We start from the raw sequence: 19,911 nt of genomic DNA on the forward strand, positions 1-19,911 counted from the left end.
CACCTATGAAGCGTCGTTTCTCGTTGTTGGTTTCTGCTATTGCCGGTTGCGCAATACTCGGTGCAGGCGCAGCCCATGCCGACCAACTGGCTGATGTCAAAGCCAGCGGCACGCTGGTCTGCGGGGTGCTCGATATCTTCGAGCCGTTCGGTTACACGGACGTCAAAAATCGCTCCGTGGTCGGCTACGATGTGGATGTCTGTGAGGCGATCAGCAAAAAGCTCGGTGTGAAGGCCGAGATCAAGCCTGTTTCGATCGAGGCACGCATTCCCGAGCTGCAGCAAAAACACATGGACTTGCTTAGCGCAGGCTTGGCCTATACGCCGCAACGTGGCGAACAGGTGGCCTTCTCGGATGCCTACTACGTGAGCGAAAACGTACTGGCCGTCAAAACCAGCCGCGACTTCAAGCACACCAGTGAACTGGCGGGCAAACGCATCAGCTATGTGAAGGGCAGTATCAGTGAGGGCTATATCAAGCAAGCGCTGCCCACTGCCACGACGGTTGGCTTCGAGGATGTCTCCACGGCGTTCACCGCGCTGCTCCAGAACAAGGTCGTCGCCTTCAGTACCTCTGAGGAAGTGGTGCAGAAACTACTGAGCCGCCTGGGTGACAAGGCGGCGCAATACGCCGTCCTGCAGCCCGCCATCGGCCGCGAGGTCTGGGGGCTGGGCATCCGAAAGGACGAGCCTGCGATGCTGCAGGCAGTGAACACTGCGCTGCATGAGCTGGAGTCGTCGGGGGAAATGCAGGCGATCTTCGACAAGTGGCTGGGTGCCCAGACGCTCTACAAAATGCAGCGCCCGTTCAAGGTCGAACCCATCCAGTAACCTGGCCACAGGGCGCGCCTGCTTGTCTCCCGGCGCGCCTGAAGGTGACCCTGCACGGACACACCGTTCGTGCACAGGTCCCGTTTAAATGAACGGCCTCACTCCCGTGAGCTGATATCGCGCTGAACCCGCTTGAGATGCCCCTCGACATAGAACGCGGCCGCATCCTCATCACCCGCCACGATCGCCTCGTAGATCATCTGGTGCTCTGCGACATACAGCTGAATCCGCTCGGGGTCATAGATCCCGTCGTCCCGTAAGCGATTCCACAGCGGTTGCGCCATCGTCTTGTTGATTTCCTCGGCGATGCGGGAAATCAGGATATCGCCTGTCATGACAGCGAGCTGAAGGTGGAACAGGCGATCAGACTTGCTCCAGCGCGCTTGATGCAGCGGATCGGTAATGTCCTTCACATCAGCCATCTGCTTGAGGTACTGCTCAGCCAGCGGGTCACGCTGTGCGCGACGGGCCGCCAGCCTCGCAATGGCAGGCTCAATGAGCAGGCGGGCCTCAAGGGTGCTGATGGGGCTGAAATCGGCATCACCCTGCACGTCTTCGGGGTGCATCGGCAACACATTGCTCGTGCTTTCGAGTGAGTCGGCGACATACGTGCCGGACCCATGACGGGTAACCACCATGCCTTCGTTCTGGAGCGCGCCGATTGCCTCGCGAACGGCGGGCCTGCTGACTTTCAGCAGCTGCGCCAAGTCTCGCTCGGAAGGCAGGCGAGAGCCGCAGGCGTATTCACCGCTGCGTATGCCCGCCCTGATCTGGTCAGCAACCTGTTCATAGATCTGCTTGGGGCGGAAGTCTGATTGCATGTCATTGATCTCTCTGGGCAGTGCGCTGTGGCTCAAGGCAATAAGTGTGACTGGTTTGAAATGATGACCAAATCTCACCTAAAGCAGGTCGTGGCCATTGTGGCTCGCGAAAAGTGGACCTAGTATAACCAATGAAAAGCCCTAGATAGGACCAACTTAGGCGCTTTTACCAGCGTTTCTCCGAAATGATCAATAGCACGTCTTATCTGGTCCTTTAATAAACCAGTCCTCCACTTAAACAAGCGCGGCAGGAAGCGCAGTAAATCAAACACAAGTCGATGACCCTCACAGATATCGCGGCGCACTCATATTCTCAGTGGCCGCCTCCTCCTTCACGGTGAAGTAAATGCCAATAGTGCGTGTAGAAATGTTACCGGGCCGTACCCAGGCGCAAAAAGCCGAATATGCAAGAGAGGTCACTCGGTTGACCGTCGAGATCCTCGGATGCACTGCTGAGGCCGTGGACGTCATCTTCAGCGAGATTGATCGCCAGGACTGGGCGCGTGCCGGGGAGCTCTATTCAGCGCCTGCTGAGCTCTCGCATTCTGACTGATAGTCGGCTTGATCGAGCCCACGCAATTAAAGCTGAAAGCTTTGAAGTGGCCTGCGTCGATTCCACCAAGGTCTTGCCTGCCCCAACTGAGCAGCAAGTGCGAGCTGATCATGCTCTTCGCCGTTGCGGCCGATGAGTTCTGCACCGATCGCAATCCCTGCGTCTTCCGACCACGTCATGGGAACGGTGATCGCCGGCTGTCCGGTAACGTTGGCTAGACCGGTAATAGCCAGGTGGTTGTTCGGCATTACTCGCGTTATGTCTTAAAATAGCCGGTTGCCGAAAGAACCGTCATGGCCATAGCCATGAAGGGCTTTCATCCTTTAGAAATAAATGTGGTGAAGATGAACAAGCCTTTCATTTCGCTGTGCCCTGAAATTACTCGGGCGCACGCGCTGACGCTGATGGATTGGTTGGAAGATGAGCGCGTCACCTGCTATCTGAGCGATTCGCGTCATGTCTCCCGCTCCATCGAGCAAGTCATCGATCGGACTCAATTGCCGATCCTGACCCATCTATTCAACCGGGGTGGCCGATTTTTCATGGCCTATGACCGGCATGACACCCCAGTGGGCTTTGTCCGTCTAATCAAGACCGGCTCAAATTGCGAGATAGTCCTGGTCATCGGAGACAGCGACAAATGGGGCCGAAACCTTGGCGCCCGCACGATCCGCGAAGGCATGAAACTGGCCTTCCTCGACATGCGGGCCGAGAAGCTCATCGCCAAGATCCACCCGGACAACGCGCGCTCGCTGAAAGCCTTTCTGCGCAGCGGCTTTCTGCTGGAGAGCGAAACGCCGGGATTGAAGTCGTTTTCCATGACGGCGGGACGCTATCTCCAGTTCTTGCGCGAAGGTGCCGTTTGCGACTCCACCAGGATCTACATCACTGAAATCGACAAGGCCAGGCTCGAGAGTCTAATCGCGCTCGAGCCTGGCCCGGCCGTTGTTGAACTCGAACATGAGCTTGAGCGAGCCATTGTCGTCAAGCCGCAGCAGGTGGCGTGCAATGTTGTCACGATGAACTCTAGGGCCTTGCTGCAGCTGGACGACGAAGAGATCGAAGTGGCTCTGGTCTACCCTGAAGACGCGGACAGCACCGCTGGGAAGCATTCCGTGTATTCCGACATCGGTGCCGCCATCCTGGGCTATCAGGAAGGGGACGCCATCGACTGGCGAATTTCTGATCGGACCCGCCGGATTGAGATCAGGAAAGTGCTTTACCAGCCGGAGGCTGCGGGCGATTTCCACCTATAACTGCGCCTTTTGCTCAGTGTTCGTCCATCACGCGCGAGGAACCCCCAAGGGACGGGGCCTCGCTTTCCGTGCCTGAGCGGCCCGTTGAATGGTCAAGGGTAGGAGCGGAGCCAGTTGCGAAAAGCAGGAGGCGGCAGGAATGACCTAGCCGGCTCCTGCGACAGTTTTAGCTCTCTAAATCCAACTGATCCTACTGAATAAAGTATGTCGGATCGATCCCAGCAATTACAGGGGCTAGCCTGTGGGCTGATCAGAAATAAAGTCTGTCGCAACACCATTTTTATGGGGTGTTTCAGATCGACCTACTAAATAAAGTCTGTCGGGAATAAATGGATCTGTCGCAGGCTGCTGATTGCTTTGATCAGCGCCTTTTACAGACTTGAGGTATTCCAGTGATGGCCACGTGGGTGAACGACCGCACGCTTTGGGCCTTTTCAAAGCAGAGGAGCTTGAAAGGTTGGGCCGCCTAATAGCTAGTGGAGATGGCGGGACTGAGATGGAAATGGCTTCACCCAAGGGATCTGCCACCGGTCATTCAACCGCCTCGGTCGCTAGACTATTAGTCGTCGGGCTCTGCGTAGGCTTCTGCCAGAAGGGCCTGGGCGTGACCTTCTAGGAAGTCGAAAACCTCCTCTTGGATATACCCGTTGTACTGCTTCCGACGGCCCTTTGATACGACCCCATTCTGGTCTAAGCACTGCATTATCAGCTTGCTCAAGAGGCTGCCGCGCACGTCGTAGTTGTCATTAACCACCTTGAGCAACGTGTCGTATCGTTGCAGATACTCGGTTTCTTCCCTCAGTTCGATTTCCAATGCCCGCTTGGCCATTTCCAGCGTGAAGGCCACACATTCAGTCGCATCCCAGTAGCGATAGAGGCTTGGGTCGCCGGTGAAGTTAAGCGACATGTTGTCGGCATCGATCCAACGAACTTCCCAGAATTGACGGGCAGGTTTCGAGAAGCTCTGCAGAGCTTCAAGGTAGCGTTGCTCCTCTCGCTTCATGGCAACGGAGACAGGGAGTAACAAACCGTTCTCCAGCGCACCGCTGCAGCACAATGCCTGGTGTATCAAGAAGCGCGACAGTCGGCCATTCCCATCCATGAAGGGATGCAAGAACACAAACCCGAATGAGGCAATGCCGGCGGCCACCAGCGGGTCAAGCTCCAACGGTGCACGGTTTGCGAAGGCCATGAGTTCGAACATCAGATCCCGGCAAAGGTCTGGAGGTGGGGGAATATAGGTGACCCCTGCCGCTCCTCGAAAGGAGTTGGTCAGGTGGTTTTGTTCATGCCGGAAGGCCACCGCCCATTCAAGCGGTTGGGAAATTGCATTGTTTTGCAGAGAGACCAAGTAGTCTTCGGTAAGCGGCTGGCGGTCATGTGCCTGGCGCAGCAACTGAACGAAACGCTCTGACTTCTGCTGGCTTGGTGCTTCCTTTTCAATCGCAAATGAGGAATCTGTCTCGCTCAGGTACGCCCAGTTGATGGCGCGATCCATCATTTCCTTAGGCAAGGAAGCAATGAACTCTTTCGAACGCCCTAGAATGTCGTATTCAAGCAGGGCTTGGACCTCAGGCGTGCGCTCTACCGTCGCGCAATATTGGAGTGTCCCCAGCCCATTGAAGTCCACGCGCCAGCGGTTGTTTCGCACCGATGGGCCCGTGATGTACCGTTCTGGATCAAAAAGGAGGACACCGGGGCCCCGAGGCTTGTCCGTGTAGTCCAGTAAAGCGCCGGAGTAGACTTCCCAGAGGAAGCAGACTTTGCGCAGATAGCCACTGCTGGGAGATTGGGTTATGGCCTCGACAAGGAGTTGACCTTCAATGCGAGGCAGAGCCTGCGCCAAAATAGAGAGATTGACGCCCTCATGTTTGAGCGCAAAGATGATGTGGGCGAGAAAATCACCAGCCTCCGGCGCAACCGCTTGCGGCACTGCAAGCGCGCCGTTGATCCGCTCAATGCGGGTGACGGGTTGAACGAGTGCGGGCTTCTTTACCCCGATAGCCTTCAGCCCCATCGCATTGATCAAATGGGCGTAACCCACTAGATTTCCCATTTTTTCCCCTGTCGTTGGTTAGATTTTTTTAACCGAGCCAAGATTTTCTTAAAATACGCGCCGAACACTCAGAAAATATTAACCGCAAATGGCCGCGTAACCACTATTTTTGGGCTCTCTGATTTTCGGCGCGCCGGGAATCTGTGTAGTGGGCATCGTGTGTAGTTCTGTCGGCTGTATTTCGGCCCCGGACTCTCAGCGTGGCTGCCTGAAGGTAGGCTCATCAGCGAAACCAGGGCCGTGGACGTGTTTTGTTTCGCGTCCTCCCAGGCCCAATTCTCGGCTGCTCGGCTGAGCAACTTGCACAGGGTTGATGTGCACAACATAAGTGTCGGAGCATTGGAAAACTATTTTTAACCAATAGCTTGGCATGTCCCCGACAGACTTTATTTCTGATTAGCCCGCTGACTAGTCCCTGAAATTGCTGAGCACAATCCGACAGACTTTATTCAGTAGGATCACAACCCAAACATCTGTGGATAACTCATTCCACCGTGACGGATTTCGCCAGGTTGCGCGGCTGGTCCACGTCAGTGCCCTTGAGCACGGCGACGTAATACGAGAGCAACTGCAGCGGAATGGTGTAGAGGATCGGCGACAGGGTGTCGTGGATATGCGGCATGTTGACCACATGGGTGCCTTCGCCGTTGGTCATGCCCGCCTTTTCATCCGCAAACACGATCAACTGGCCACCACGGGCACGTACTTCCTGGAGGTTGGACTTGAGCTTCTCCAGCAGTTCGTTGTTCGGCGCCACGGTGACCACTGGCATATCGTCATCGACCAGCGCCAACGGGCCATGCTTGAGCTCGCCGGCTGGGTAGGCTTCGGCGTGGATGTAGGAGATCTCCTTGAGCTTGAGTGCACCTTCCATCGCCACCGGGAACTGCGCGCCACGTCCCAGGAATAAGGTGTGGTTCTTGTCGGCAAACAGCTCGGCGATTTTTTCGACGATGCTGTCCATCGCCAATGCCTCGCCCAGGCGGGCCGGCAGACGACGCAGCTCTTCGACCAGTTTGGCTTCCACGCCTGCAGCCAAGGTGCCACGGACCTGGCCCAGGGACAGGGTCAGCAGCAACAGGCCAACCAGTTGCGTGGTGAACGCCTTGGTGGACGCGACACCGATCTCGCGACCGGCTTGGGTCAGCAGGGTCAGGTCGGACTCGCGCACCAGCGAGCTGATGCCAACGTTGCAGATCGCCAGGCTGCCCAGGAACCCCAGTTCCTTGGCGTTGCGCAGGGCAGCCAGGGTGTCGGCGGTTTCGCCGGACTGGGAGATGGTCACGAACAAGGTATCAGGCTGCACTACCACCTTGCGGTAGCGGAACTCACTGGCCACTTCGACCTGGCACGGAATGCCGGCCAGCTCTTCGAGCCAGTAACGGGCAACCATGCCCGCGTGATAGCTGGTACCACAGGCAACGATTTGTACATTGCGCACGTTGGCGAACAGCTCGGCCGCTTGTGGACCGAACGCTTGCACCAGCACATGGTCGTGGCCCAGACGGCCTTCCAGGGTGCGTTGCACCACCGACGGTTGCTCGTGGATTTCCTTGAGCATGAAGTGGCGGAACTCGCCCTTGTCGGCCGCTTCGGCGCCATCACGGTACTGCACCGATTCGCGCTCGACAGCCTTGCCATCAACATCCCAGATCTGCACGCTGTCGCGGCGAATATCGGCGATATCACCTTCTTCCAGGTACATGAAGCGGTCGGTGACCTGACGCAGGGCCAATTGGTCGGATGCGAGGAAGTTCTCGCCCAGGCCCAAGCCAATCACCAACGGGCTGCCACTGCGGGCCGCCACCAGGCGATCCGGCTGTTTGGCGCTGATCACCGCCAGACCATAGGCGCCGTGCAATTGCTTGACGGTGGCCTTGAGGGCAGTGGCCAGGTCCGGCAGGTCCTTGAGTGTGTGGTGAAGCAGGTGGGCGATGACTTCGGTATCCGTGTCGGAGGTGAACACGTAGCCCAAGGCCTTGAGCTGTTCGCGCAGGGCCTCGTGGTTCTCGATGATGCCGTTATGCACCACTGCCACATCCGCGGAGAAATGCGGGTGTGCGTTACGCTCGCAAGGGGCACCGTGGGTGGCCCAGCGGGTATGGGCAATACCCAGGCGACCGACCAGTGGCTCGACTTGCAGCGCCTGTTCCAACTCGCTGACCTTACCCGGACGACGCATCCGCGCCAGGGTGTTGTCATTGGTAAACACCGCGACACCTGCGCTGTCGTAGCCGCGGTATTCGAGACGCTTGAGGCCTTCAAGCAAGATCGCGGTGATATTACGTTCCGCTACTGCGCCGACAATTCCACACATACTATTTCTCCTGACTGACTGCCGCGCAAATCAATGTTATGCCGCGGGCCTGAATGTGATCGCGGGCATCGATGGGCAGGCGATCGTCGGTAATAAGGGTATGGACACTGCTCCAAGGCAGCTCCAGGTTGGGGATCTTGCGCCCGATCTTGTCGGACTCGACCATCACGATCACTTCACGGGCCACTTCAGCCATGACCCGGCTGAGGCCGAGCAGTTCATTGAAGGTCGTGGTGCCTCGAACCAGGTCGATGCCGTCGGCACCGATGAACAACTGGTCGAAGTCGTAAGAGCGTAGTACCTGCTCGGCTACTTGCCCCTGGAAGGACTCGGAATGCGGGTCCCAGGTGCCGCCGGTCATCAACAGCACCGGCTCGTGCTCAAGTTCGCTCAACGCATTGGCGACGTGCAGCGAGTTGGTCATCACTACCAACCCTGGCTGTTGCCCCAACTGGGGGATCATTGCCGCCGTGGTGCTGCCGCTGTCGATGATGATCCGCGCATGTTCGCGAATCCGCTGAACCGCCGCCTGGGCAATGGCTTGCTTGTACAAAGAGATCGGTTGGCCCGGGTCACTGACCAACTCTTGCGGCATGGTGATTGCGCCACCATAACGACGCAGGAGCAGGCCGTTGCTCTCGAGCGCGGCCAGGTCCTTGCGAATGGTCACTTCCGATGTTTCGAAGCGCTTGGCCAATTCATCCACACTGACTTCACCCTGCTCATTGAGCAAGGCGAGGATGTTGTGGCGGCGTTGGGGTGTATTGCGCTTTGACATGGCGGCTTAAGTTTCGATTCGAAAGATAACGAAACCAATCAAAACCTATCGGTGAAACTTCGTCAAGCGTGGCGGATAAAAAATCTGTGGATAAACACTTCGCGGGCAAGCCTTGCTCCTACAGCGTTCGTATCATTGGCGTATCGGCAAATGACATAAAACACGTAGGAGCGAGGCTCGCCCGCGAAGGCAATTGCTTGGTCTGTGGATAACTCAGGCTTTCTTGATCTTCTCCGGCCGCTTCCAGCCATCGATGTTCTTCTGCCGCGCGCGCCCTACCGCCAACTGGGATTTATCCACAGTCGAGGTAATGGTCGAACCGGCTGCCGTGGTTGAACCGTCCAAGATATCCACAGGCGCTACCAACGAGTTGTTGGAACCGATGAACACATCTTCACCCAGCACGGTTTTCCACTTGTTGGCGCCGTCGTAGTTGCAGGTAATGGTCCCGGCACCAATGTTGGTGCGCGCACCGACCTCGGCGTCGCCCAGGTAAGTCAGGTGACCAGCCTTGGCGTCCTCACCCAGGTGGGCGTTCTTCAGTTCGACAAAGTTACCCACATGGGCTCGCGCTTCCAGTCGCGTCCCGGGGCGCAGGCGCGCAAACGGGCCGGCATCGCTGCCCTCGCCGAGGACCGCACCGTCGATGTGGCTGTTGGCCTTGATCACCACCCCTTTGCGCAAGGTGCTGTCCTTGATCACACAGTTCGGGCCGATGACCACGTCATCCTCGATCACCACCCGACCTTCAAGGATCACGTTGATGTCGATCAGCACGTCGCGCCCCACCGTGACTTCGCCACGCACATCAAAGCGTGCCGGATCGCGCAACGTCACGCCCTGGGCCATCAAGCGACGGCCTTCGCGCCATTGGTAATGACGTTCAAGTTCGGCCAGTTGCTTGCGATCGTTGGCGCCCTGCACTTCCATGGCGTCGTGAGGGTGCTCGGTGGCAACTGCCAGGCCGTCGCTGACGGCCATGGCAATCACGTCGGTCAGGTAATACTCGCCCTGGGCGTTGTTGTTGGACAGCCGGCTCATCCAGTCAGCCAGATGGGCAAAAGGCAGCGTCAGGATGCCGGTGTTCCCCTCCTTGATCGCCCGCTCGGCTTCGTTGGCATCTTTCTGCTCGACGATCGCGGCGACGTTGCCAGCCTCGTCACGCACGATACGGCCGTATCCGGTTGGGTCGTCCAGCTCGACGGTCAACAGGCCCAGTTGTTGCGGTGCGGCATGCTTGAGCAAGCGCTGCAGGGTGTCGACTTCGATCAGCGGCACGTCGCCGTACAGGATCAATACGGTGTCGGCGGTGATGAACGGCACGGCCTGGGCCACGGCATGGCCAGTCCCCAGTTGTTTGTCCTGCAACACGAAATTCAGATCGTCAGCCGCCAGGCGCTTACGTACCTCATCGGCGCCGTGGCCAATCACCACATGGATACGCTGTGGTTCGAGTTGGCGGGCGCTGTGGATAACATGGCCAAGCATGGAGTTGCCAGCCACCGGGTGCAGCACCTTGGGCAAGGCCGAGCGCATGCGAGTGCCTTGACCGGCAGCGAGGATAACGATTTCTAGAGACATGACGGGCTACCCATCCTGGATGGTCGGCGGCTGCGACCAAAGTAGTTAAATGCAGAAAAAGAAAAAGGGTAGCCGAGGCTACCCTTTTTAATCAATCACACAACAAGTCCAAGGCGTTAGCCGCCGAACTTCTTGCGGATCTGCTGGACGGTGCGCAGCTGAGCTGCGGCCTCGGCCAGACGTGCAGAAGCGGAACCGTAATCGAACTCCGCGCCACGCTCGTGCAGGGCCTTCTCGGCCGCCTTAACGGCGTCCTGAGCGGAGGCTTCATCCAGGTCGGCAGCACGTTGCACGGTGTCGGCAAGTACCTTGACCATGTTCGGCTGAACCTCGAGGAAACCACCGGAGATGTAGAACACCTCGGCTTCCCCGCCTTGCTTGATCAGGCGGATCGGACCCGGTTTCAGATTAGTGATCAGCGGCGCGTGACCCAAGGCGATACCAAGATCACCGAGTGCACCGTGCGCAATCACCATCTCGACCAGGCCGGAAAAGATTTCCCCTTCCGCGCTGACGATGTCGCAATGGACTGTCATAGCCATCTGATTGCCTCAACCTAAATGAGCGCCCGTTGCCGGGCGCCGGGATTACAGTTTCTTGGCTTTTTCGATCGCTTCTTCGATGCCGCCGACCATGTAGAACGCTTGTTCTGGCAGGTGGTCGTAGTCACCGTTGAGGATGCCTTTGAAGCCAGCAATGGTGTCTTTCAGGGAAACGTATTTACCCGAAGCACCGGTGAAGACTTCAGCCACGAAGAACGGCTGCGACAAGAAACGCTGGATCTTACGAGCACGGTTTACCAACTGCTTGTCGGATTCCGACAGCTCGTCCATACCCAGGATCGCAATGATGTCCTTCAGTTCTTTGTAACGCTGCAGAACATACTGTACGCCGCGAGCGGTGTCGTAGTGGTCCTGGCCGATCACGTTCGGATCCAGCTGGCGCGAAGTCGAGTCCAGTGGATCTACCGCTGGGTAGATACCCAGGGAAGCGATGTCACGGGACAGAACGACGGTGGCGTCCAAGTGGGCGAAGGTGGTCGCTGGCGACGGGTCAGTCAAGTCATCCGCAGGTACGTATACCGCTTGGATCGACGTGATCGAGCCGTTCTTGGTCGAAGTGATACGCTCTTGCAGAGTACCCATCTCTTCGGCCAGGGTCGGCTGGTAACCTACTGCGGAAGGCATACGGCCCAGCAGTGCGGATACTTCAGTACCGGCCAGGGTGTAACGATAGATGTTGTCGACGAACAGCAGAACGTCGTTACCTTCGTCACGGAACTTCTCGGCCATGGTCAGGCCAGTCAGTGCTACGCGCAGACGGTTACCCGGCGGCTCGTTCATCTGACCGTAGACCAGTGCCACTTTGTCCAGAACGTTGGAATCCTTCATCTCGTGGTAGAAGTCGTTACCCTCACGAGTACGCTCACCCACACCGGCGAACACGGAATAACCGCTGTGCTCGATGGCGATGTTACGGATCAGTTCCATCATGTTTACGGTTTTGCCTACACCGGCACCACCGAACAGACCGACTTTACCGCCCTTGGCGAACGGGCAAACCAGGTCGATTACCTTGATGCCGGTTTCCAGCAGGTCGTTGCCGCCCGCTTGTTCAGCGAAGGATGGCGCAGGACGGTGAATGCCCCAGCGCTCTTCGGTGTCGATTGGACCGGCTTCGTCGATTGGGTTACCCAGCACGTCCATGATCCGGCCCAGCGTCGCTTTACCGACTGGTACGGAGATGGCTGCGCCAGAGTCGGTGACTTCCAGACCGCGCTTCAAGCCCTCGGTGGAACCCATCGCAATGGTACGAACCACGCCGTCGCCCAGCTGCTGCTGAACTTCCAGAGTGGTGCCGGCATCGCTTTGTACTTTCAAAGCGTTGTAGATGCTCGGTACGCTGTCGCGTGGAAATTCCACGTCGATAACGGCGCCGATGATTTGAACGATACGTCCGCTACTCATAGCTGGATCCTCTGAATATTTGAACCGTTAAACCGCGGCAGCGCCGCCGACGATTTCCGAGATCTCTTGGGTGATCGCAGCCTGACGCGCCTTGTTGTAGATCAGCTGCAAATCACTGATCAAATCACCGGCGTTGTCGGTAGCGTTCTTCATTGCGATCATCCGCGCCGCTTGTTCAGCTGCGTTGTTCTCGACCACCGCCTGGTAGACCTGCGACTCCACGTAACGGACCATCAAGCCGTCCAGCAGCTCCTTGGCATCCGGTTCGTAGAGATAGTCCCAGTGGTGCTTGAGTTCTTGATCCGGGGTCGCCACCAATGGAATCAACTGCTCCACGGTAGGCTGTTGCGTCATGGTGTTGATGAACTTGTTGGACACAACGTTCAGACGGTCGATACGGCCGTCCAGGTAAGCATCCAGCATCACCTTGACGCTGCCGATCAGATCATTGATCGACGGCTCTTCACCCAGGTGGCTGATAGCGGCTACGACGTTACCGCCGAAGTTGCGGAAGAAAGCCGCACCCTTGCTACCAACTACACACAGATCGATCTCGACGCCGTTTTCGCGGTTTACCGCCATGTCCTTGACCAGGGCCTTGAACAGGTTGGTGTTCAAGCCACCACACAGACCACGGTCACTGCTCACCACAACGTAACCAACGCGCTTGATAGCACGTTCGATCATGAAGGGGTGGCGATACTCCGGGTTGGCGTTGGCCAGATGGCCAATAACCTGGCGGATGCGCTCCGCATAAGGACGGCTAGCAGCCATGCGCATTTGTGCCTTGCGCATTTTACTGACCGCCACTTTTTCCATGGCGCTGGTAATCTTTTGCGTGCTTTTGATGCTCGCAATCTTACTGCGAATCTCTTTTGCGCCTGCCATGTAACACCTATCAGGTTAGCAAGCGGGAGCCTTGCGGCCCCCGCTGCGGCTTACCAGGTTTGGGTGGCCTTGAACTTCTCGATACCGGCTTTGATGCCAGCGTCGATTTCGTCATTGAAGTCACCCTTCACGTTGATCTTCGCCATCAATTCGGCGTGATCGCGGTTGAAGAAAGCAATCAGCGCTTGTTCAAAGCTGCCGACCTTGGCGATTTCAACGTCAGTCAGGAACCCACGCTCAGCGGCATACAGCGACAGCGCCATGTCAGCGATCGACATTGGTGCGTATTGCTTCTGCTTCATCAGCTCGGTAACGCGCTGACCATGCTCAAGTTGCTTACGGGTCGCTTCGTCCAGGTCAGAAGCGAACTGGGCGAATGCCGCCAGTTCACGGTACTGAGCCAGGGCGGTACGGATACCACCGGACAGCTTCTTGATGATCTTGGTCTGAGCGGCACCACCCACACGGGATACCGAAACACCGGCGTTCACAGCAGGACGGATCCCGGAGTTGAACATGGCCGATTCCAGGAAGATCTGACCGTCGGTGATGGAAATCACGTTGGTCGGAACGAACGCGGAAACGTCGCCAGCCTGGGTTTCGATGATCGGCAGTGCGGTCAGGGAACCGGTTTTGCCGGTCACTGCGCCGTTGGTGAACTTCTCTACGTATTCTTCAGAAACGCGGGATGCGCGCTCCAGCAGACGGGAGTGGAGATAGAACACGTCGCCTGGGTAAGCTTCACGGCCTGGTGGACGGCGCAGCAGCAGGGAAATCTGGCGGTAAGCCACTGCTTGCTTGGACAGATCGTCATAAACGATCAGCGCGTCTTCACCGCGGTCGCGGAAGTATTCGCCCATGGTGCAACCGGAGTACGGTGCCAGGAATTGCAGTGCTGCCGATTCCGAAGCGCTCGCTGCCACGACGATGGTGTTAGCCAGTGCGCCGTTTTCTTCCAGCTTGCGAACCACGTTGGCGATGGTCGATTGTTTCTGACCGATCGCTACGTAGACGCAGAAAATGCCGCTGTCTTTCTGGTTGATAATCGCGTCGATCGCCAGAGCGGTTTTACCGATCTGACGGTCACCGATGATCAGCTCACGCTGGCCACGGCCGACAGGAATCATGGCATCGACAGCCTTGTAGCCAGTCTGTACAGGCTGGTCTACCGACTTACGCCAGATCACGCCTGGAGCAACTTTCTCGACCGCATCGGTCTCGGTGTTGTTCAGCGGACCTTTGCCGTCAACTGGGTTACCCAGTGCATCGACTACGCGACCCAGCAGTTCCTTACCAACCGGAACCTCGAGGATGCGGCCAGTGCACTTGGCGCTCATGCCTTCAGCCAGAGTCTGGTAGGAGCCCAATACAACGGCACCTACAGAGTCTTGCTCCAGGTTGAGGGCCATACCGTAGACGCCGCCCGGAAACTCGATCATCTCGCCGTACATTACGTCGGCCAGACCGTGAATCCGCACGATGCCGTCAGATACGCTGACGACAGTGCCTTCGTTACGGGCTTGGGAGGTCACATCGAGTTTGTCGATGCGGCCCTTGATAATTTCACTTATTTCGGAAGGATTGAGTTGCTGCATTGCTCTGCTGCCCCTTCAAACTCAAGATTTCAATGCTTCGGCAAGGCTCGCGAGTTTGCCGCGAACCGAGCCATCGATAACCAGGTCGCCGGCGCGAATGACAATGCCCCCAATAAGGGATTTGTCTTCCGCAACTTGCAGGCGCACTTCCCGGTTGAGTCGTGCACTGAGAACCTTGGCGAGTTTGTCTTGCTGTTCTTGGTTCAATGCAAAAGCACTGGTGACATCCACATCTACCGATTTCTCTTGTTCGGCCTTGTACAGGTCGAACAGAGCGGCAATCTCCGGCAAAAGCGGGAGACGGTCGTTTTCAGCAACGACGTGGATGAAATTCTGTGCCTTGGCATCGAACTTGTCGCCGCACACGTCAATAAACGTGGCGGCCTTTTCTGCGCTCGTCAGTCGCGGGGCCTTGAGCACGCGCCGCATGGTGTCGTCTTGCGACACCGCTGCAGCCAGGCCGAGCATGGCTGACCAATTGGCCAGTTGCTGGTGGGCCTGAGCGTGCTCGAAGGCCGCCTTAGCGTAAGGTCGGGCCAACGTGGTCAGTTCTGCCATGATCGCCCTCGCTTAAATTTCAGCAGCCAGTTTGTTAACCAGCTCCGCGTGCGCGTTTTGATCGATTGTGGCACCCAGGATCTTCTCGGCGCCATCGACGGCCAGTGCACCCAGTTGGGCACGCAGCGCGTCTTTGACACTGTTGAGTTCCTGCTCGATCTCGGCCTGAGCCTGAGCCTTTACACGGTCAGCGTCGATACGGGCTTTTTCAACAGCCTCTTCAACAATCTGGTTACCGCGTTTCTTGGCTTGCTCAATGATTTCGGCTGCCTGAGCTTTCGCTTCGCGCAGTTGTTGACCCGCTTTATCTTGGGCCAACTCCAGGTCGCGAGCTGCTCGGGCGGCAGCGTCCAGTCCATCCGCGATCTTCTTCTGACGTTCGTGCAAAGCCGCAATGACCGGAGGCCAAACGAACTTCATGCAAAAAAGTACAAAAATTAAGAACGCAACGGACTGGCCAATCAGGGTTGCATTAATGTTCACGCCAACACCTCGCTCGTTCGTTGCACAACACACCAATCACTCGAAGGTTCGAGTGATTAACCAGCGAGTTGACCAACGAATGGGTTCGCGAAGGTGAAGAACAGAGCGATACCAACACCGATCATGGTTACGGCGTCGAGCAGACCGGCAACGATGAACATTTTAACTTGCAGCATTGGAACCATTTCTGGCTGACGCGCGGCGCCTTCCAGGAACTTGCCGCCCAACAGGCCGAAACCAATTGCGGTACCCAGTGCGCCCAGGCCGATCAACAGTGCAACAGCGATAGCGGTTAGACCAACTACAGTTTCCATCTTTCCTCCCGACTTTTACGTCGTATGGTTTAGGTTTTTTAGATTTTAAAGCGGTAAAACAAATCGTTTCATAGCCCTGTTCGGGCACCCACCCGTTTAACCGGGTGGGACATCAGACTAGTCGAGACTGGCCTTAATGGTTCTCTTCGTGCGCCATCGACAGGTAGACGATGGTCAACATCATGAAGATAAACGCCTGCAGGGTGATGATCAGGATGTGGAACACAGCCCACGCCCACTGCAGAACAATGCCCAGGCCGCTAAGCCAGAGCAGACCACTGCCGAACATCACAGCGATCAGAATGAAGACCAGTTCGCCGGCATACATGTTGCCGAACAGACGCAGCGCCAGCGAGATTGGCTTGGCGATCAGTGTCACGAACTCCAGCAGGAAGTTCACCGGAATCAGCAGCGCTTGAACGAAGATGTTCTTGCTGCCGAACGGGTGCAGGGTCAGTTCGCCGATGAAGCCGCCGATGCCCTTGACCTTGATGCTGTAGAAAATGATCAACGCAAACACCGACAGGGCCATGCCCAGGGTCGCGTTCGGGTCAGTAGTCGATACGGCGCGGAACGGAATGTGCGGGTCGCCGGTGATCAACATGGCCAACTGAGGAATCCAGTCAACGGGGATCAAGTCGACGGCGTTCATCAGGAAAACCCAGACGAAGATCGTCAGTGCCAACGGTGCAATCACCGGGCTACGACCATGGAAGCTGTCTTTCACGCTGCCATCGACGAATTCGACCAATACTTCAACGAAGTTCTGCAAAGCACCAGGCTGACCGGAAGTTGCCTTCTTGGCCGCCATGCGGAAAAGAAGAACGAAGATCAGACCCAACGCGACCGACCAGCCGAGAGTATCGACGTGGAAAGCCCAGAAGCCCATTTCTTTGGCTTCTGCTGCGGTGTGGGCAAAGCCCCAGCCGCCGTTAGGTAGCTGACCGAAGGTCAGGTTCTGCAAGTGGTGCTGGATATAGCCCGAAGCGGTTGTTTCTGCCATGGTTGCCTCAAACGCCCTAAGGTCTCGAAAGTCTTGTTCTCATCAGCAAGGGAGCGAACCAGCTGACCAGTTGGGTCAGCACAAAGACGCCGAAGACTGCTAACGGCGCCAGTGGCTTCACACCTGCGAACGTCAATGCAAAAAGCACTGCCGTCAAAATCAATTTCCCCGCCTCGCCAGCATAAAAAGACCGGACGATGGCTTGAGCTGCTCGGGCGCCGGAAAACCGAAATGCCCTGTGAGCGAAATAAACATTGGGAAGCAAGGCTATCAGGCCTCCGCAGAGTCCCGAGTATCCAGCTACGACTCCATGCCATTGCCAAAGCGCCAATGCAGCGATCAACAAAACGACAAACTGTGCCAGTAACACCGGAAAAACCGCCAAGCGATGGAAGGGCAAGCGGTTTGGCGTGCGGGTTTCCATCACTCTTGCTCCTCAAGGGTCGGCTGCCAGAATTCAATAACTTGGCATAATTTGTGCCGACAAAATGCGCGCAGAGTATAGGGGCGGTTCAGCCCCTATTCAACTGCCAGGTAGTGATTTCCGACTGCGCGCTACATGAGGAAATGTTTCAGCGGATATGCGCAAGGACACCTTGCAGCTCATCCAGGGAGTTGTAACCGATCACCAACTGCCCCTTGCCCTTCTTCCCGTGGCGGATCTGCACCGCAGAGCCCAGCCGCTCTGCCAGGCGCTGCTCGAGGCGAGCGATGTCCGGATCAGGCTTGGTTGGCTCGCTCGCTTCCGGCTTGCCACTCAACCACTGGCGAACCAGTGCTTCCGTCTGACGCACAGTGAGCCCGCGTGCGACAACGTGTCGCGCCCCTTCAACCTGTTGATTCTCCGGTAAACCTAGCAAAGCACGGGCATGCCCCATCTCGAGGTCACCGTGGGACAACATGGTCTTGATGACTTCCGGCAGGGCAATCAGGCGCAACAGGTTGGCAACCGTCACGCGGGACTTGCCCACCGCTTCGGCGACTTGTTGCTGGGTCAGCTGAAACTCCTGCTGCAAACGCTGCAAGGCCACCGCTTCCTCGACGGGATTGAGGTCTTCGCGCTGGATGTTCTCGATCAACGCCATGGCGATGGCGGTTTCATCCGGCACATCGCGCACCATCGCCGGGATGGTTTCCTGGCCGGCCTGTTGGCTGGCCCGCCAGCGGCGTTCGCCGGCGATGATTTCAAAGCGACCACCACCAATGGGGCGAACCACGATCGGCTGCATCACGCCTTGAACCCTGATCGAGGCAGCCAATTCTTCCAGCGCCTGCGGGTCCATGTCCCGGCGCGGCTGGTATTTGCCACGTTGGATCAGGTCCAGGGGCAAGTGCTGCAGTTCGCGCTGGTCGGCTTGCACCGCTTGTTCTTCCAGTGCGCTGACAGTCGGACCACTCAGCAGTGCATCCAGTCCACGTCCGAGACCTCGTTTCTTGACGGCCATGGGGATTCCTTAAGTTGCCTGAGCGGCGGCGGTGCGCGATTGCTTGCGTTGCCGACGAACCATCTCGCCTGCCAGGGCCAGATAGGCCAGCGCACCGCGCGATTGTTTGTCATAGGCCAATGCCGGCATACCATAGCTTGGCGCTTCGGCCAGGCGGATATTGCGCGGGATCACGGTGTCGTACAGCTGTTCACCGAAGTGTTCCTTGAGCTGGGCCGATACGTCGTTCATCAGGCTCAGGCGTGGATCGAACATGGTTCGCAGCAAGCCTTCGACTTTGAGGTTCGGATTGAGCAGCTCGGCGATACGCTTGATGTTATCCACAAGGTCGCTCAAGCCTTCGAGCGCGAAGTACTCGCACTGCATCGGGATAATCACCCCGTCGGCGGCCACCAGGGCGTTAAGCGTCAGCATCGACAGCGACGGTGGGCAATCGATCAAAATGTAGTCGTAGCTCTCGCGGATCGGCGCCAACGCACTGCGCAGGCGGCTTTCCTTCATCTGCATTTCCAGCAGGACGACTTCGGCGGCGGTGAGATCGCGGTTAGCCGGCAACAACTGGTAACCACCGTGTTCGGAGAAGTGCATGGCCTCGGCCAGATCGCATTCGCCAATCAACAGGTCATAGACCGAGTTTTCCAGACCGTGTTTATCCACACCGCTACCCATGGTGGCGTTGCCCTGTGGATCAAGATCGATCAACAGCACCCGGCGCTTGGTGGCGACCAGGGATGCTGCGAGGTTGATGCAGGTGGTGGTCTTGCCCACACCACCCTTTTGGTTCGCTATCGCGAATACCTTAGCCATTCTTGCTTGTGTTCCCAATCATGCCGTGCGGCGCAGTATCAGCAGATGGCGTTGGCCTTGGCAACCGGGTACGGCCAAGGCGTGTTCGCTATCGAGGTGGAAGTCTGCCGGCAATGCTACCAGCTCATCCGCGGGATGAACGCCCTTCATTGCCAGCCAACGTGTGTCGTGGTCGCCCAGGTGGCGGGTCCAGTTGCTGAAGTTTTCCATGCTGCTGAACGCCCGGGAAATGATCCCGTTGAATGGCAACTCAGGTTGGAAGGCTTCGACCCGGCTGTGGATAACTTGCAGGTTATCCAGCTTGAGCTCGAGTTTGACCTGGGTCAGGAAGCGGGTTTTCTTGCCGTTGCTGTCCAGGCACGTCACCTGGGACTCGGGAAACAGGATCGCCAGCGGAATGCCGGGCATCCCGCCACCGCTGCCAACATCCAGCCAACGGCCGTTTTCGATGAAGGACATCACGCTCAGGCTGTCGAGCAAATGCCGTGAGACCATTTCGTCCGGATCACGCACCGCCGTCAGGTTGTAGGCCTTGTTCCATTTGATCAACAAGGCCAGATAACCCAGCAACTGGGCGTGCTGAGCGTCGGTCAGGTTGACCCCCAGTTGACGAGCGCCTGTGGATAACTCTTCGGCGTGTTGCAAGGTGACCATCGAAC

The 19,911-nt window shown here is 57.4% G+C and carries 21 protein-coding genes; 3 read left to right on the forward strand and 18 right to left on the reverse strand.

Going from position 1 to position 19,911, the window contains the following annotated elements:
- The first annotated feature begins 5 nt into the window (after nt 1-5).
- Nucleotides 6-830: a transporter substrate-binding domain-containing protein gene (locus BMW74_RS06890; RefSeq protein ID WP_093415531.1), complete on the forward strand. Its 825-nt coding sequence runs from the start codon at nt 6-8 to the stop codon at nt 828-830.
- Nucleotides 831-928: 98 nt separating this feature from the next.
- On the opposite strand, the gene BMW74_RS06895 is transcribed toward BMW74_RS06890, so the two are convergent.
- The gene (locus BMW74_RS06895; protein ID WP_093415534.1) at nt 929-1,651 is read right to left on the reverse strand and encodes a FadR/GntR family transcriptional regulator; all 723 of its coding nucleotides are present in this window, start codon (nt 1,649-1,651) and stop codon (nt 929-931) included.
- A gap of 346 nt (nt 1,652-1,997) precedes the next feature.
- Between BMW74_RS06895 and BMW74_RS06900 the strand changes: the two genes are divergently transcribed.
- Nucleotides 1,998-2,204 carry a 4-oxalocrotonate tautomerase gene (locus BMW74_RS06900; RefSeq protein ID WP_093415537.1) on the forward strand — a complete coding sequence of 69 codons (207 nt, stop codon included), beginning with the start codon at nt 1,998-2,000 and terminating at the stop codon, nt 2,202-2,204.
- A 26-nt stretch (nt 2,205-2,230) separates the two neighbouring features.
- Here BMW74_RS06900 and BMW74_RS24665 read toward each other — a convergent pair whose 3' ends face one another.
- Nucleotides 2,231-2,452 carry an amidase family protein gene (locus BMW74_RS24665; protein ID WP_139208376.1) on the reverse strand — a complete coding sequence of 74 codons (222 nt, stop codon included), beginning with the start codon at nt 2,450-2,452 and terminating at the stop codon, nt 2,231-2,233.
- A gap of 45 nt (nt 2,453-2,497) precedes the next feature.
- Between BMW74_RS24665 and BMW74_RS06905 the strand changes: the two genes are divergently transcribed.
- Nucleotides 2,498-3,460 (forward strand): bifunctional GNAT family N-acetyltransferase/nucleoside diphosphate kinase regulator, encoded by a 963-nt coding sequence (locus BMW74_RS06905; RefSeq protein WP_175479161.1) that lies wholly within the window; start codon nt 2,498-2,500, stop codon nt 3,458-3,460.
- Nucleotides 3,461-4,019: 559 nt separating this feature from the next.
- Here BMW74_RS06905 and BMW74_RS06910 read toward each other — a convergent pair.
- The 16 genes from BMW74_RS06910 to rsmG all read right to left on the reverse strand — a co-directional run bounded on the left by BMW74_RS06910 (nt 4,020) and on the right by rsmG (nt 19,906).
- Nucleotides 4,020-5,516, reverse strand: coding sequence for a Fic family protein (locus tag BMW74_RS06910; RefSeq protein ID WP_093415540.1), 1,497 nt, complete (start codon nt 5,514-5,516; stop codon nt 4,020-4,022).
- A 484-nt stretch (nt 5,517-6,000) separates the two neighbouring features.
- On the reverse strand, nt 6,001-7,833 hold the full coding sequence (glmS, locus tag BMW74_RS06915) for a glutamine--fructose-6-phosphate transaminase (isomerizing) (protein WP_093415543.1): 1,833 nt from the start codon (nt 7,831-7,833) through the stop codon (nt 6,001-6,003).
- A 1-nt stretch (nt 7,834) separates the two neighbouring features.
- On the reverse strand, nt 7,835-8,611 hold the full coding sequence (locus BMW74_RS06920) for a DeoR/GlpR family DNA-binding transcription regulator (protein WP_093415546.1): 777 nt from the start codon (nt 8,609-8,611) through the stop codon (nt 7,835-7,837).
- A 213-nt stretch (nt 8,612-8,824) separates the two neighbouring features.
- On the reverse strand, nt 8,825-10,192 hold the full coding sequence (gene glmU, locus BMW74_RS06925) for a bifunctional UDP-N-acetylglucosamine diphosphorylase/glucosamine-1-phosphate N-acetyltransferase GlmU (protein ID WP_093415549.1): 1,368 nt from the start codon (nt 10,190-10,192) through the stop codon (nt 8,825-8,827).
- A gap of 116 nt (nt 10,193-10,308) precedes the next feature.
- Nucleotides 10,309-10,734 carry a F0F1 ATP synthase subunit epsilon gene (locus BMW74_RS06930; protein ID WP_093415552.1) on the reverse strand — a complete coding sequence of 142 codons (426 nt, stop codon included), beginning with the start codon at nt 10,732-10,734 and terminating at the stop codon, nt 10,309-10,311.
- Nucleotides 10,735-10,779: 45 nt separating this feature from the next.
- Nucleotides 10,780-12,159, reverse strand: coding sequence for a F0F1 ATP synthase subunit beta (gene atpD, locus BMW74_RS06935; protein ID WP_093415554.1), 1,380 nt, complete (start codon nt 12,157-12,159; stop codon nt 10,780-10,782).
- A 27-nt stretch (nt 12,160-12,186) separates the two neighbouring features.
- Nucleotides 12,187-13,047 (reverse strand): F0F1 ATP synthase subunit gamma, encoded by an 861-nt coding sequence (atpG, locus tag BMW74_RS06940; protein WP_093415557.1) that lies wholly within the window; start codon nt 13,045-13,047, stop codon nt 12,187-12,189.
- Between the two features lie 50 nt (nt 13,048-13,097).
- A complete protein-coding gene (atpA, locus tag BMW74_RS06945) occupies nt 13,098-14,642 on the reverse strand; it encodes a F0F1 ATP synthase subunit alpha (protein WP_093415560.1) in 1,545 nt (514 codons plus the stop codon).
- Nucleotides 14,643-14,663: 21 nt separating this feature from the next.
- The gene (locus tag BMW74_RS06950; RefSeq protein ID WP_093415564.1) at nt 14,664-15,200 is read right to left on the reverse strand and encodes a F0F1 ATP synthase subunit delta; all 537 of its coding nucleotides are present in this window, start codon (nt 15,198-15,200) and stop codon (nt 14,664-14,666) included.
- A 12-nt stretch (nt 15,201-15,212) separates the two neighbouring features.
- A complete protein-coding gene (locus BMW74_RS06955; RefSeq protein WP_093415567.1) occupies nt 15,213-15,683 on the reverse strand; it encodes a F0F1 ATP synthase subunit B in 471 nt (156 codons plus the stop codon).
- Between the two features lie 56 nt (nt 15,684-15,739).
- Nucleotides 15,740-15,997 carry a F0F1 ATP synthase subunit C gene (gene atpE / locus BMW74_RS06960; RefSeq protein ID WP_002555987.1) on the reverse strand — a complete coding sequence of 86 codons (258 nt, stop codon included), beginning with the start codon at nt 15,995-15,997 and terminating at the stop codon, nt 15,740-15,742.
- 133 nt (nt 15,998-16,130) lie between these two features.
- Nucleotides 16,131-17,000 (reverse strand): F0F1 ATP synthase subunit A, encoded by an 870-nt coding sequence (gene atpB / locus BMW74_RS06965; protein ID WP_093415570.1) that lies wholly within the window; start codon nt 16,998-17,000, stop codon nt 16,131-16,133.
- Nucleotides 17,001-17,016: 16 nt separating this feature from the next.
- Nucleotides 17,017-17,424, reverse strand: coding sequence for a F0F1 ATP synthase subunit I (locus tag BMW74_RS06970; protein ID WP_093415573.1), 408 nt, complete (start codon nt 17,422-17,424; stop codon nt 17,017-17,019).
- A gap of 148 nt (nt 17,425-17,572) precedes the next feature.
- On the reverse strand, nt 17,573-18,445 hold the full coding sequence (locus tag BMW74_RS06975) for a ParB/RepB/Spo0J family partition protein (protein WP_093415575.1): 873 nt from the start codon (nt 18,443-18,445) through the stop codon (nt 17,573-17,575).
- Nucleotides 18,446-18,454: 9 nt separating this feature from the next.
- On the reverse strand, nt 18,455-19,252 hold the full coding sequence (locus tag BMW74_RS06980; protein WP_093415578.1) for a ParA family protein: 798 nt from the start codon (nt 19,250-19,252) through the stop codon (nt 18,455-18,457).
- A gap of 18 nt (nt 19,253-19,270) precedes the next feature.
- Nucleotides 19,271-19,906: a 16S rRNA (guanine(527)-N(7))-methyltransferase RsmG gene (rsmG, locus tag BMW74_RS06985; RefSeq protein ID WP_175479172.1), complete on the reverse strand. Its 636-nt coding sequence runs from the start codon at nt 19,904-19,906 to the stop codon at nt 19,271-19,273.
- Nucleotides 19,907-19,911: the final 5 nt, after the last annotated feature.

It is taken from the genome of Pseudomonas sp. ok272, from assembly GCF_900109995.1.
Taxonomy (GTDB): domain Bacteria; phylum Pseudomonadota; class Gammaproteobacteria; order Pseudomonadales; family Pseudomonadaceae; genus Aquipseudomonas.